General features: G+C 23.0%; 13 protein-coding genes. 6 read left to right on the top strand and 7 right to left on the bottom strand.

Features of this window, described 5'->3' with window-relative positions:
- Positions 1-38: 38 nt before the first annotated feature.
- Entirely contained in the window at positions 39-1,286 is a 1,248-nt protein-coding gene (locus tag MCAV_RS02665) for a DNA cytosine methyltransferase (RefSeq protein ID WP_391591589.1), read from the top strand.
- A 36-nt stretch (positions 1,287-1,322) separates the two neighbouring features.
- On the top strand, positions 1,323-3,461 hold the full coding sequence (locus MCAV_RS02660) for a Z1 domain-containing protein (protein ID WP_391591588.1): 2,139 nt from the start codon (positions 1,323-1,325) through the stop codon (positions 3,459-3,461).
- Between the two features lie 82 nt (positions 3,462-3,543).
- On the opposite strand, the gene MCAV_RS02655 is transcribed toward MCAV_RS02660, so the two are convergent.
- The 3 genes from MCAV_RS02655 to MCAV_RS02645 all read right to left on the bottom strand — a co-directional run bounded on the left by MCAV_RS02655 (position 3,544) and on the right by MCAV_RS02645 (position 5,584).
- Complete coding sequence (locus tag MCAV_RS02655) at positions 3,544-4,467, bottom strand: Mbov_0400 family ICE element protein (protein ID WP_391591587.1); 924 nt, start codon at positions 4,465-4,467, stop codon at positions 3,544-3,546.
- A 686-nt stretch (positions 4,468-5,153) separates the two neighbouring features.
- On the bottom strand, positions 5,154-5,369 hold the full coding sequence (locus MCAV_RS02650; RefSeq protein WP_391591586.1) for a hypothetical protein: 216 nt from the start codon (positions 5,367-5,369) through the stop codon (positions 5,154-5,156).
- A gap of 20 nt (positions 5,370-5,389) precedes the next feature.
- A complete protein-coding gene (locus MCAV_RS02645) occupies positions 5,390-5,584 on the bottom strand; it encodes a hypothetical protein (RefSeq protein ID WP_391591585.1) in 195 nt (64 codons plus the stop codon).
- Between the two features lie 600 nt (positions 5,585-6,184).
- On the opposite strand from MCAV_RS02645, the gene MCAV_RS02640 reads away from it, so the two are divergent.
- Genes MCAV_RS02640 through MCAV_RS02630 form a run of 3 tightly spaced genes read left to right on the top strand, consistent with a single transcriptional unit; the run spans position 6,185 to position 10,420 of the window.
- On the top strand, positions 6,185-6,706 hold the full coding sequence (locus MCAV_RS02640) for a type III restriction endonuclease subunit M (RefSeq protein WP_391591584.1): 522 nt from the start codon (positions 6,185-6,187) through the stop codon (positions 6,704-6,706).
- Positions 6,607-7,980, top strand: a complete 1,374-nt coding sequence (locus MCAV_RS02635) for a site-specific DNA-methyltransferase (RefSeq protein WP_391592247.1) — start codon at positions 6,607-6,609, stop codon at positions 7,978-7,980. Before MCAV_RS02640 ends, MCAV_RS02635 begins: the two co-directional genes overlap by 100 nt.
- A gap of 13 nt (positions 7,981-7,993) precedes the next feature.
- On the top strand, positions 7,994-10,420 hold the full coding sequence (locus MCAV_RS02630) for a DEAD/DEAH box helicase family protein (protein WP_391591583.1): 2,427 nt from the start codon (positions 7,994-7,996) through the stop codon (positions 10,418-10,420).
- Between the two features lie 62 nt (positions 10,421-10,482).
- Here the strand turns inward: MCAV_RS02630 and MCAV_RS02625 are convergent, their stop codons facing one another.
- Positions 10,483-11,100, bottom strand: coding sequence for a hypothetical protein (locus MCAV_RS02625; RefSeq protein WP_391591582.1), 618 nt, complete (start codon positions 11,098-11,100; stop codon positions 10,483-10,485).
- 209 nt (positions 11,101-11,309) lie between these two features.
- On the opposite strand from MCAV_RS02625, the gene MCAV_RS02620 reads away from it, so the two are divergent.
- Positions 11,310-11,579, top strand: a complete 270-nt coding sequence (locus tag MCAV_RS02620; protein ID WP_391591581.1) for a TM2 domain-containing protein — start codon at positions 11,310-11,312, stop codon at positions 11,577-11,579.
- Between the two features lie 268 nt (positions 11,580-11,847).
- On the opposite strand, the gene proS is transcribed toward MCAV_RS02620, so the two are convergent.
- The 3 genes from proS to MCAV_RS02605 are packed head-to-tail and all read right to left on the bottom strand — an operon-like array spanning position 11,848 to position 14,183.
- Entirely contained in the window at positions 11,848-13,269 is a 1,422-nt protein-coding gene (gene proS / locus MCAV_RS02615) for a proline--tRNA ligase (RefSeq protein WP_391591580.1), read from the bottom strand.
- A 50-nt stretch (positions 13,270-13,319) separates the two neighbouring features.
- Positions 13,320-13,736 (bottom strand): pantetheine-phosphate adenylyltransferase, encoded by a 417-nt coding sequence (gene coaD / locus MCAV_RS02610; RefSeq protein ID WP_391591579.1) that lies wholly within the window; start codon positions 13,734-13,736, stop codon positions 13,320-13,322.
- Between the two features lie 27 nt (positions 13,737-13,763).
- On the bottom strand, positions 13,764-14,183 hold the full coding sequence (locus MCAV_RS02605) for a PTS glucose transporter subunit IIA (protein ID WP_391592246.1): 420 nt from the start codon (positions 14,181-14,183) through the stop codon (positions 13,764-13,766).
- Positions 14,184-14,234 lie beyond the last annotated feature (51 nt).

Genomic DNA, 14,234 nt, shown 5'->3' with positions numbered 1-14,234 from the left:
ATTTAAAAATACAAATCAATGTTGATTTAGGGGTTTATATGAATGATGCTTTGAAAAAATCTTTTAAATTTGTTGATCTTTTTGCAGGCATTGGAGGATTTCATCAAGCTTTAGTAAAACTTGGTGGTAAATGTGTGGCTGCTTGTGAAATTGATCAAAATGCTATTAATGTTTATCAACAAAATTTTACTAATACTAAAATTCTTGGCAATGTTAATGATTTAAATGTTCAAAATAAAATCCCTAAATTTGATTTATTAGTTGCTGGCTTTCCTTGCCAGCCTTTTTCTCATTGTGGTAAACAATTAGGATTTAATGATGATCGAGGCAAACTTTATTTATCAATTATTAAGATTTTAAAAAAGCATCCAGAATGTGATTTTGTTATTTTAGAAAACGTTAAAAATTTAGCTAACAAACGTAAAGAATGATTTAAAAAAATTGTTCAAAAATTAGAACAATTAGGGTTTGAAGTTAATCAAGAACCATTAATTTTATCACCACATTTATTAGGTATTCCCCAAAGAAGAGAACGAGTTTATATTTTAGCTCAAAGAAACAAAAATAAAAATCTTAAAACTAAAATAATTGAAATTAATCAAGAAATCACAAAGCACAAAGCATCATTAAAAACTTATTTTAATCCATTTGAATTAGTTAATCAAAAATCAGTGAATCTTAAAATCAAAAAAAATAAATATCTTTTATCAGAAGAGAAAACTGAAATTTTAAATATTTGAGAAAATTTTATTAATCAATTAGATTGAAAAATTATTAATCCAATTTGATTACATTTTATGGGTTTAGGAATTGATAATCAAAAAAAATTTGAGCAACAATATTTAAATTCTGAACCTGAATGAAAACAAAAAATCATTCTTAAAAATAGAAAATTTTACTTAACAAATAAAGAATTTATTGATCAATGATGAGAACAAAATAAATCTTTGTTATCAAAAAGTTTAATTTATCAAAAATTAGAATGAAATGCTGGTAAGGAAATTAAATCATTTAAAAATGTTATTATTCAATTTCGTCATTCTGGTATTAGAACTAAGAAATGCGATAGTTTTCCAACTTTAACTGCAATTACAAGTATTCCAATTGGTTTTGATCATAAAATTAGAAAATATCGTTATTTAACAGTTAAAGAAGGAGCAATATTGCAAAGTTTTAATTCGGATTTTAAGTTTTTAGAAAATGATCTAATTAGTTTTAAACAATTAGGTAATGCTGTTAATGTCAAAATTATTGAACTATTAGCAAATAAATTAATTTTTAATTAATAAACTTTGCTATTTTTTTAAAAAAAGAATAAAAATATGAATATTAAGAAAAAAAATGTTAGTAAAATTTTTGCCAATAATTTAGAAAAACAAGATTTAACTCAAAATGTTATTGATAAAATTTTTAATAACAATATTAATATATTAAGAAATTTTATTAATTCAAAAAATCAAATTATCAATCAAAAAAAGGTTGGTATTGTTATTGATAAAATTCAAAGTGGTAAAACTACTAATTTTCATTGTTTATTATCATTAGCTTTAGATAATGGTTATGATATTGGAATAGTTTTTGGCGGGTCAGAAAATGATCTTTTAGAACAAAATCTTAATAGAATGAAACAATCATTTATTTCAGATCAAAATGAACAAATTGTTGAAATATTCAATTCAAAAGATAGTATTAATTTTCAAGCGGTTAATATTTTACAGTTTCTTAAAAATCAAAAAAAAGTTATTATTATTTGTTTAAAAAATATTACTCATTTAAACAGACTTAATAATGTTTTTAATCATATTGAACTAAAAAGAAAAAAAACTTTAATAATTGATGATGAAGGTGATCAAGCAACATTAAATACGCAAATTTATACTAAAAAAACAGCAAGTAAAATTTATTCAGAAATTAAAAAACTTTTTGAATTATTAATTGTAGCTGATTTTCTTAGTGTTACTGCAACACCAAATGCTAATATTTTAGTTAACACTAAAGAATGATTATCACCTAACTTTGTTGAATTAATTGATCCAAGTGATGATTATTGTGGTTTAGATCAATTTCATTCATTAAAAAACAAAAATATTTATGTTAAAACCGTAAAATATGATGGTTCAGGCAAAATTAAATTTAGTTTACCTACTGTTTTACCAAAAGTATTTGCTAATTTTTTTATTGCTAAAGCATTAAGATTAAAAATAAATGATCATGGAAAACATGCAATGCTTTTACATGTAACTAAATCATTAGAAGGGCATAATCAATTAAAAGAATTTGGTGAAATTGAATTAAGTAAATGAACTGAAAATTTTTATGATCGATCATCATTTTTAGAATCTGATTTAGCAACTATTTCATTAATAAAATTATTAAAAACCGAATATGATGATTTTAAAAAAAATAATTCTTTTCTAGATTTTGGATCATTTGAAAATTTATGACCTTATATTGTTAAAGCAATTAAAGATTGTTATCCAACAATTTATGTTTATAATTCAGAAAACAATAAAGAAAAAGATATTAAATCAAATACTTATATTGTTCTAGGTGGCGATAAACTTTCTCGTGGTTTGACAATTCAAGGACTTACAACTAGTTTGTTTTTAAGAAGATCAAAAAATAAAGCAAATATTGACACTTTACTACAACGAGCAAGATGATTAGGTTATCGAAAAAAATATTTAAATTTTTGTCGTGTTTTTACTACTGAAGATATTAAAAAAGACTTTGAATCAATTTCAGTATGAGAAGAAAAATTGTGATCTGATTTAAAAGATTGAAAAGAAAACAACGATCATGACTTTAGAGAATTTTATCGTGTTTTAGAAATTGATTCTCCAAAACTTCGAGCGACAAGACCTAATGTTGCTAAACAAGTATCAATTTCTACTAATAATTTATACAAATCAAATTATATTATTTTAGATCAAACAATAAACGATTTAAATTGACAAATTGTTGAAAATTTTAAAATGAAAAATATCAATCAATATCAAAAAACAGTTTTTAATCACCGTATTATTAAGGATTTGAGTTTTCTTGAAATAATTAAAAAAATTTTAAAAAATTTAACTTTTAATCCAAATGAAATAAAATTTAATCAAAGCCTGATTAATAAATTAGAAAGAATGTTTGAAACTTCTGATCATTTAGCTGATATTGTTTTTGTTCGAGTTGATAATAAACTTGATTATGATCGTAGAAAAATTAATTTAGAAACTGGTAAAATTGAAACTAATTTATTTACAGGTCGAAGTAGTAGTTCTAATGGTAAATATCTTGGTGATGCTAAAATTGCTGAAATGTTAAATCGCAAAGATATGATTCAATTATGAGTTTATTTGATTAGCCCAACAGATTCAACAAATATCATATCACCAACATTTGTTCTTTATATTCCAGAACATATTTCTAAAAAAACAAGCAATCTTTTTGGTTCTGATTTTCAAAACTATTAACTAATTTTATAATGACATTAGAAACTAAAATTTATCAAATCAATGCTGATTATTTTGATATTTACTGATTAATTATTGTTTCTTATCGTTCGTATGAATTGGATTTTTTGGTTTTTTCTGCTTGCTCTTCTTTTCTTCTTTTTTCCATTTCTTCATAAGTATAATACTGAATGTAATTGTTTTCTTCTAAAAAGTTCTCAAACTCGATAATATTTTCGATTGTATATGGTCGATTAGGATCAGAAGCAGATTGACGAACATTAATTTTTTGATATTGTAACTTTTCATAAATCGCGTATAAAGATTCATGTAATGAAAAAAAGTCATTTCAATAATATCTTTTTTCTGTACAAATACAACAAGCAAAATCTTCACAAAACCGTTTGTTAGTTCATTCAGGTCAAAAAAAGTTAGGAGCGTTTTCATGAACGGTTTTTTTCAAATTTTCAAATTCAATGCTTCATTTTTCTTTGATTTCAGAAGATTTGTTTCTTATGTTTTCTTGTAATAATATTCATTCATGATTTAATAATTTTTCATGAGCATACTCGGTTTTACTAATAAATTTATTTAAATTTTGATCATAACTAACTTTCATTATTGAACAAAAGGGCGGTTCTTGATCTAAATTATGTAATACTTCAGAATAAATATCTAATCCTTTAATTGGATCAATTTGGTTAATACCACAAATATCATCTTCTTTTACATATTGATCAAGTTCAGACCTTTTAATGTGATAAATCTTAGTAGGATCAACATAAGAATCCTTTTTTAATATGCCTTTAGCATTAGGATTTGCAGGAAGAAAAACATCATTAAAATTAGGTTTTTTAAATCTTCCATCATCGTGTTTAGCACTACGAATTTTTAAATAATAATACTCATCATCACCTTGAGAATAAAAAATAATAATTGGATGAAAACCTAAGTTTTCTCCGAACTCACTAAAAGTAATGTCAGTTTTATTTTTAGTAAAAATTGGCTTCATTTTTTCAATATTCATCTTTACTTACTCCTTTTTAATTAGATTTATTTTATTAAATTTTTAATTTTATTACTATTGAAAATTCGTTTGAATGCTTAAACTTTTTAATTAATGAAAATATTACCTTTTATCGTTCATAAGATTTAGATTTATTTTTTAAATATTCTAAATTCACTTTTTTAATGTATTCACGTAATATTTTATGTTCTATAAAATATCTTAGTCTTAAATCTTCACCAATTTCAATTTGAATCCCTTGTTCTTGTAAATATTCAAATAATATTTCATTTGTTTTTGGTTCATATTCTTTATAAATTAAATCATAATTAGGATTCTTTTTTAAAACCGTTAATTCTGCTGGAGTTAAAATTAATCTTGTTTAATCTAGATCTTTTAATCATTGATTTATTAACATTTCTCTTGTTTGAAATTCTTCATATGAAATAGATTTTGGTGGTACATATTTGTTTTCTAATAAATGTTTTAAATCATCACTAAATATTTTTAATTCTGATTCTATTTCTAAATTAGATAAACTTTTGTTTCTAAAATGATCTCAATTATGGACAAATAATTTTTCAATCTCATTAGAAAACTCTTTATTTCTATTAAGATGATAGCTATTTTGATAGTGATAATCACGACGATCATGATATAAACTGCTCTCAAAATTATTTAAAATTTCTGAAACTTCAAGTGTAGTTTTACAACGATTTTTGATTAAAACTTACTTTCATTAATGAACAAAAGGGCGATTCTTGATCTAAGTTTCTCTCTAAAGTATCATAAATTAATAAGCAATATACCGGATCAATTCTTTCTATATGATAGATTTTTTTAGGATTAATAATACTAATAAGTTCAGGTTTTTTAATGCGAAAGATTTTAGTTGTATCAATATAAGAATCATTGTACAACAATTGTTTATCATTAGAATTTTTTAGAACAAAAATTTCTTTATTTCTAATTTTTTTAAACTTCTTTTTTCATCTCTAGTACTATGAATTTTTAAATAGTAATATTCATCTTCAACTTGAGAATAATAAACAATAATTGGATGATGATCTAAACAATTACCTAATTCATTAAAACTTATTACTGCTTTTCTATTACATTTTTTCAATTTTGATCTCATATTATTTTTCTATTTAAAAATTTTTAAATTATTAAATATTTTTAATATTGTATGCTTTTTTAAAATCAAAATCAAAAGATAATTTATGAATTAAATCTTTTCTTTCTAATAAATAATAATAAAATTTAGACAATTATTTATTTGCAGAAAAATTTGTTAATTTTTTAACAACAATTTTATAAAGATGTTTACAAAATTACAAATTAGTTTTATCAAGTTGACAAAATTAATTACATCTTTATGAAGATTGTTTTTAAGATTTTCATATTTATTTTTTAATTGTTTTTGATAAAAATTTGATTCACATCTTTTTCAATCACTATATTTAATTTCACTTGTAAAATATTGAAAATTTTTATCAAAATCTATTTTAATAATTGAACAAAATGCTAATTTTTGTTTTAAGTTATATAATAATTGATGATATATTTCTAAAATTTTAATCGATTCTTTTTGATTAAAATTGATAAATTATTATTTTTATCTTTGATTTTTTATTATTAATATTAAAATTTGTAATTTAAAAATCAAATAAAATTAATTAGATAATTAATTTTTTATATACTTATATCTAATCTAATCAATTTGGAATAAAAATTAATGAATAAATTAAACAACGAACTTAATTTGCTTTTAGATAAAATTGAAAATAATCCTTTAGTAGTATTGAATAAAGAACAAAAAGAGTTAGTAAAAAAATTATTAATATCTTTTTGAAATCAAAATAAAAATGAAAAACTTGTTAATTATGAATTACAACAAGTATTTAATTTTTTAAACCGTAGAATTAAACGTGGTTTTGTTTTTGATCAAGCTGTTGATATTAATAAACACGCGATTAGTTTATTACAAGAACAAAAAACACTAAGTTTTCAACTTGATCCAATTAAGCCTAATAATTATTTAATTATTGGTGAAAATTATGATGCACTAAAAAATTTAATTTCTCTTGAGAGAGAGAGAGAGAGAGAGAGAGAGAGAGAGAGAGAGAGAGAGAGAGAGAGACCGTTTCTGGATTTGATATTATTTATATTGATCCACCTTATAATACCCAAGCAACAGTTTCTGAAGGCAATAATTGATCTTCAAAATCACAAAATGATAATAAAAACAATCATTTAATTTATCGTGATAAGTTTTCTCGTGATGGTTGATTGAATCTTTTGAATGAAAGATTAATTCTTGCAAAACAATTATTAAAAGAAAACGGTTTAATTTTTGTATCAATTGATGATCGAGAATTTGCATATTTAAAAGTATTAATGGATGAAATTTTTGATGAATTAAATTATCTTGGTACTATTAAATGACGCAAAACTAATTCACCATCTGGTAATACTAATCAACATCAATCATTTCTAAATGTTCAACACGAATATATTTTGATATATGCGAAAAATTTAGTAGCAATTGAAACATTAAATACTAAAGAAAGATCAACATCTACTTATAAATTAAAAGATCAATATTTTGATCAAAGAGGATATTACAAATTAACCCCTTTATGACATTCGAATTCTGGTTCAAGTTTTGCTTATAGTAAAAGTTTGGATTATCCATTAACTGCGCCTGATGGCACTGTTTTTTATCTTTGACAAAATCAAAATCGTAAAGATATCGATAAATGGTGTTATACATGAAGTGAAAAAACAGCAATCGCAGGTAATAAACTAGGTTTTTTAGCATTTAAAAAAAATAAAAATAACAATCAATGAGAAGCATATCGTAAGGTGTATACTAAATGTTTTTTTGATCCTAAAAAACATTTAATTGTTTATCGCGATAGTATTCGACAAGAATTTAGTGATTATTATGATCCATCAACTGAATTGGATACTTTTAATCAAAATATTGATTATTATTGTGAATCAACAACCCAAACTTCAGCAACCGATTTAAAAAATTTAGATATCTTTTTTTCTTTTTCAAAACCTTATAAATTAATTAAACATTTAATTAATTTACATCCAAATAAAAATGCCAGAGTACTAGATTTTTTTGCTGGATCAGGGACAACTGGTCATGCTGTTTTAGATTTAAATCAAGATGATGGTGGTAAAAGAAGTTTTTATCTTGTAACTAATAATGAAAATAATATTGCTACTGATATTACTTATGAACGACTTTATCGCATCAATTTTGCTAAAGGAACTAAAAACGAAACATTTAAATGAGCCAATAAAAATCAAGCTTATCAAAGTAATTTAAAAGTATTAACAGTTCAAACATTTCCTGTTGATTTAACAACAACTGAAATTAACATTAATGATCAATTAATTAATCTTTTTCAAGATTGTTTAAAAGTTTTTGAAATTAATATTAATTTATCCAAACAACAAATTTTAGAAAAATTATTTTTTCTTACTTCATTGAAAAATAATTTGGAATTTGAATAAGGATTAATTAATAATGAAATTAAATCAAGAACAAGAAAAAGCAGTTAAGATTTTAGTTGAAAAATATATTTTTGCTCAAGATGATAATTTAGCAATTAATGTTTATTTTAAAGCACCAACTGGTAGTGGTAAAACTTTTATTATTGCTAATGTTATTGATCGAATTATTAAACATGTTCAAATTAATAACAAGCAAAGTTTTAATGGTGAAAATAAAAAATTATTTTTCATTTATGCTACGATTTCTAATGCTGAATTACCTAAGCAAGTGTATCACAAATTTTATTATCAATATGCTAATCGTGTTTTGCAATATTTATCTAAAGATCAAATTACTTTAATTTTATCGCCTTCAGCTAAAACTAACAAATCAAAAGCAATTGAAAATTATGAATTTGCTGTTAAAGAAAATCATCTTTTTATTTGTGGTTCTGCTGCGTTTCGTAAAAATACTATTTATAGTGAACAGCAAACTTTAACACGATTTTTACAAGATTTAAAAAATCAAAATTATGATTTAATTTATATTCGTGATGAAGCACACATTGGTGATAAAACTAATAAAAAAGAAATTAATGAATTTGAACAACATTTTGAATATCAAGTTAAAAACGTTGCAAAATATGTTATTCAAATGACTGCTACACCTAAAAGTTATACTAATTTAGTAGAATTAGAAGAAAAAAATTTATTTAATTGTTATCCTTTATTAATTAAGAAAAAACAATGAATTAATCAAGGAATTGGTGCTGAAACTGAAATTGATGATTTAGCAATTTTAGAATTAGCAATTAAACAATTCATTGCAATCCAAAAACAATATAGTTCAGATTCAACTGGTATTTTAAATGGTATTAATCCTGCAATGTTAATCCAAGTAAGTGATCGACCTTCAAAATTAGCTGCAGCAGAAAAATTCGATGCTGCTTTATCTGAAATTAAAAAACAATTAGATCAAAATAATTTAACTTGAATTGAACGTTTTGATCAAGGTATTAGTGATCATTCACAAAATTTAGGTAATGTAAAATGAAGCGATGTTTCTGAAAACAATAGTCTTGTTCAAGTAATTATTTTTAAAGTTGGCCCATCTGTTGGTTGAGATATACCAAGAGCATGCATGCTTGTGCAATTAAGAAAAGTGTGTTCAGAAACTTTAAAAGAACAAACTATTGGTCGAATTAAAAGATTTCCTAATCCTATGGCTCAAAATATTCCAAGTGATCATATTGCTCATGAATATTTTATTTATTCTAATGTTATTTGAGTAGATAAAAACCAACGCTATATTAATTACACTTTAAAATCTAAATTTGAAAACGAAAAATTTTATCAAGGAAAAATTATTTATGATCAAAAAATTGAAAATATTAGTGAAAATATTGAATATTTAGATCAAGTTGAAAAAGTAGCACAAACTATTTCTAAAAGAGATATTGAAAAAATTTTAAAAGAATATCGTTCAACTAAAAATAATGAATTAGCATCCTTAAAAATTTATCAAGGAAATTTAACTAATAACGAAGGAATTAGTGTTCGCTATATTGAAACCAAAATTTTTAATTTAATTGAGCTTGAACTTTTTAATCTTCATATGATAGAAAAAAATCAATTTTTATTTAATCCATCTGCTTTATTAAGAATTAAAAATGTTTATCAAAATTTTTTATTAAAAAATGATCAAAAATATCATTATCAACTTTTCTTTTATACTTTAATTATTTATAAATTAAAAGATTTAAGAAATTATTATCATCAATTAAAACACAAGATTAATCAAGTTAAAAATTATCAATTAATTGAATCATCAAAGTTATTACCCCAAAAATTTCAATCTTTAAAAAAAGAGCCATTATCTTTTTTAAAAATTAAAAGTATTGCTGAAAATATTTTTGCTTATAAAACAGTTGAAAATAATGAACATACAACAATTGTTTTAGATTCTAGTGCTGAAGAAAAATTTTTTAATGCCTTAAAAAATATCTTATCAAAAGAAGTAATGTTAACTAAATGTATTGAAATTTGAACTCGAAATTTTCCTTTTGAAGGAATTAGCTTAGAATATCAAGATGATATTGAATTAGCTAAGATTTCATATCCTGATTTTGTTTTAAAAATTTTTGATCATTATATTTATATTGAAGTTAAATCAATTAATGATATTGATGAACTAAAAACTAACAATTTAAAAAAAGCATATCGTAATTATATTAATCAAAAACAATATGCTATTAAAAATAATAAATTAGTAGAAATTACTTTGTTGATTTGTAAAGTTAAAGAATTATTTAATCAAGAAGTTACATTATTATGTTATGGTGCTAGTACAATTGATAGTGTTGATCAATTATTATTTAATCAAAATTGCAACCAAGAAATAGCAGTTGAACTAACTAAAATTTTACTGAAAATTTATCAAATTAAAAATAAAGAAAGATAAAAAAAATCTAAGTTTTAAAAAATAAACTTAGATTTTCATTATTTTAAAAAAAGATAGTTTTTTTATTTAGTTATATTTGCATCTAAAGTAAAAGAAAAATAAGGAAAGAAAAACGAGAAAAATTTAAATAATTTTGATCGATTATTTTTACCATGATAATAATTTAATGTTGAACAACCAAGAATTATTAAAACAATGACTGATGCAATAGTAAACCAAGATCCAACTATTGTAAAAAATAAGGATGATAATGATTGAGCAAAACCTAAATTTGAGTTTAGTTTTGCAATATCAAAACCTTTAATAAAAAAGAGCACAAAAACTATTTGCGTAATAAATGCTGATAATGCCATTGGATATAAAAACATTGTTGCATATGTTAATAAAGAACGTTCATAATTAAAATGAAGATTGATGATTTCGTTTTTAAAAAATAACATTAATGCAGGAAATAAAATGAAAAAAATATGCTTTTTTATATTTAAATTTAATTTTTTAATTGCAATAAAAACAATAATTGAATTAATTATTAAAAAGAAAATAAGGAATAATAATACACCAAAATAAATACTATTTCCTATGAAAAGAACATTATTATAAGTTAATCCATATGATAATAAAACACTTGCAATAGGAATTAGTAAATATGATAAAAGTGCTCCGTATGCGTTAAATTTCATAAGATATCTCTCATACTATTACTATTTATTTTATTTAAACAATAGGTCTTAAATATATTAGTATTTTATACTTACATCCTAATCTTATCTATATATAATACAAAAAAATGATTAATCGCTTTTTAATTTTAATGTTTATAATAAATCTTAAAATATGCTATATTTCTTAGGTATCTTATAAATTAAATTATAAACAAAGGTATTTTTAAATGGAACTTAATACAACAAATAACACTAACCCTAAAGTTATTAATCCTATTGCTTCAAATGTATCTGATCGATCATGAATTGTTTTAATTATCTTATCAATATTTTTAGGATGTTTTGGTGTTGATCGATTTTATGCAGGAAGAATTGGTTTAGGATTATTAAAACTGTTTCTTTGTGGTTTTTTTGGAATATGATGATTTATTGACGTTATTATTGCTCTTACTGGTACAATGAAAGATTCACAAAACCGCTACATTCAACCATTATAATTATTATTTTAACAACAATCAATATAATAAAAAATTCTAGGTTAATTGTTATAACTTAGAATTTTTTGTCTAGTTTTTTTAAGATGATTTTTTAAATTATTGATTTTACTTGATTTATGATCGTTTGTTTTTAAAATGTGTTTCCAATTAAAAAAGAAAAATAAAGCAAGCAATAAGAAAAATAAGAATATTTATTTTAAAAGTATAAATTTTTATAATTGTTGCTAAAAACATCATTGATTATAATAATTAACATTAAATGATATATTTAATAACTACGAGCAAAATAAACTAAACAATTAGCTGGTTTTTGACTAAAGATACATAGTTGTTGTTGAGAAGGATTAATTCTTTTTTGAATGCATCGAATTGAAAAACCTAATTTCGCTTCATAAAATTTATTTTCATTATCAACATCATCAAATCAAGCTGCTAAAGCAATTTTTTGTTCTTGAACTACTTTTATAACTTGTTCAAAATTTTCACATAAGACAATTGCATCATTTAATCTTTTTTGTGATTTTGTTAACATTTGCATTTGATATCATTCAATTTTTGTTGTTAATCAAATATCTAATTGATTAATTGGAACTATTTCTTTACTACTATTGAAACGATTAATGCATAAAACAACTTTTTGATCAATTTCTTTACTACCAACAACAATACTAAATGGTGTACCCAATAATTCTTCATTTTGAATTTTAAAACCAAATCCTTTTTTAGTATTATCAATTTTATAACGATAACTTTTTAAAGACGCAACAATTTGATCAAAATATTTTTGTTGCTCATTAGTTTTATTATGAACTAGATCTAAAATCGCAATTTGATATGGCGCAACTTGAAATGGTAATACTAAACCTTTATCATCACCATGATTCATAATAATTGCTCCAAGAATTCTTGTTGAAATTCCTGCTGAAGTTTGATAGGGTAGTTGTTTTTGATTGTTAGCATCATTAAAATAGATATCAAAAGCTTTAGTGAAATTAGTACTTAAATTATGAACTGTACAACTTTGCAACATTTGACCATCAGGCATTAGTGATTCTAAACTAAAGGTTTCATCTGCTCCAGCAAATTTTTCTAACTTAGTTTTATATCCTGATAAAAAAGCAATATTTAATAATTTAGATAAACAATCACTATAAACATTAATTACTGTTTTAATCATTGTTTCTGCTTCAAATCAATCAGCATGTAGTGTATGCAATTCTTGTCAGAAAAATTCACAAGTTCTTAAAAATGCTTTAGTATTTTTTTCAGCCCGAAAGACATTACATCATTGATTTACTTTGATTGGTAATTGATTATAACTTTGTAAATTATTTTTAAAATAATGACAAAAAATAATTTCACTAGTGGGTCTTAGTACATAAGGTTTTTGAGTCAGATGTTCTGATTGTTGAATTAAAAATAATTCTGGTGCAAATCCTGCAATATGCTTTTTTTCTTTAATAAAAGCTTCTTGTGTTAAAAAACTAGGAAAGTTAACATTACTAATCGCTTCTTTTTTAAATTGACAATTAATAAAATTTTGAATTTCTTCTCAAATAGCTCAAGCATAAGGAAGAATAAAAATAGTTCCCTTAACCAATCCTGGTTGAGCAAGTTTAGCATGTTCAATAACACTGTCATATCAACCACTAAAGTTATCAGATTGTTTTTTAATGCGATTTTGATTCATAATTTAGAAGATCTTAAGATCAGAATGAAATGTTGAAAAATAATTATTTTTTATTTTCTTGTTAAAAGACTTGAAGAAGAGATGTTTTGTAATTCGTTTTTAGCAACTAAAAAAATTGTACGAATGCTTGGTTCTAATTCTTGATTATGAATTGCTAATTCTAATTCATACTCTACATCTTTAACTGTTCTAATGCCACGAATTAAATACTGACAATTATGGATTTTAGCGCAAATGACACCAAAACCATTATTTTGAATTACAGTAACATTTTTCAAGTTTAAAGATTTAATAACTTTTTGAGTACTAATTAATCTCTGATCAATTGGCAAGGAATTTTTATAAGGATTGTAACTAACAGCAACATAAACATGATCAAATAGTTTACTTGCTTGTTCTAAAACGTCAATATGACCTTGATGAAATACTTCAAATGTACCAGCAAATAATGCAGTTTTTAAATTCATCTTAAATGCTAAATTTTGAAAATTAAATTATTGAATGACTAGTAATAAATCACCACGTTTGACTTCACCACTAGTTTTTTGAAAAAAAATGTTACGATCTTCAATTGTATCATTTTGCACTAATAACATTACTAAATCACTAGTAGCATTAGCTTGAATATTAGTTAAATCCATATCACATAATTTAACATTAGGATTAACTAATGTGTGCAATGAAATATTTGTTTTATGAAAATTTTTAGATGATGAATTATGAGTGTTAATGCCTAAATATAACATTACAGTAACACCAGTAACTTGATCTTGAATTAAAAAAGCATGTCCAGTATCAAAAGCAACTTCTAATGAACCATTCATATAAGCATATACATCACCATTATGTGGTTTAATTGCTAGACCTTTGCCTAGCATTCCACTTGCAAATGCTTCATCAGGAACATCTTTTAAGTTGCACTAAAATTCCATCAACTGGAGCATAAATATTAATTCCAACATGTT

Origin of the sequence: [Mycoplasma] cavipharyngis, from assembly GCF_042984175.1 — a bacterium.
Lineage (GTDB): Bacteria > Bacillota_I > Bacilli_A > Mycoplasmatales > Mycoplasmoidaceae > Mycoplasma_N > Mycoplasma_N cavipharyngis.
The sequence above is the reverse complement of the archived record's forward strand: the minus strand, read 5'-3'. Positions and strand labels throughout refer to the sequence as shown.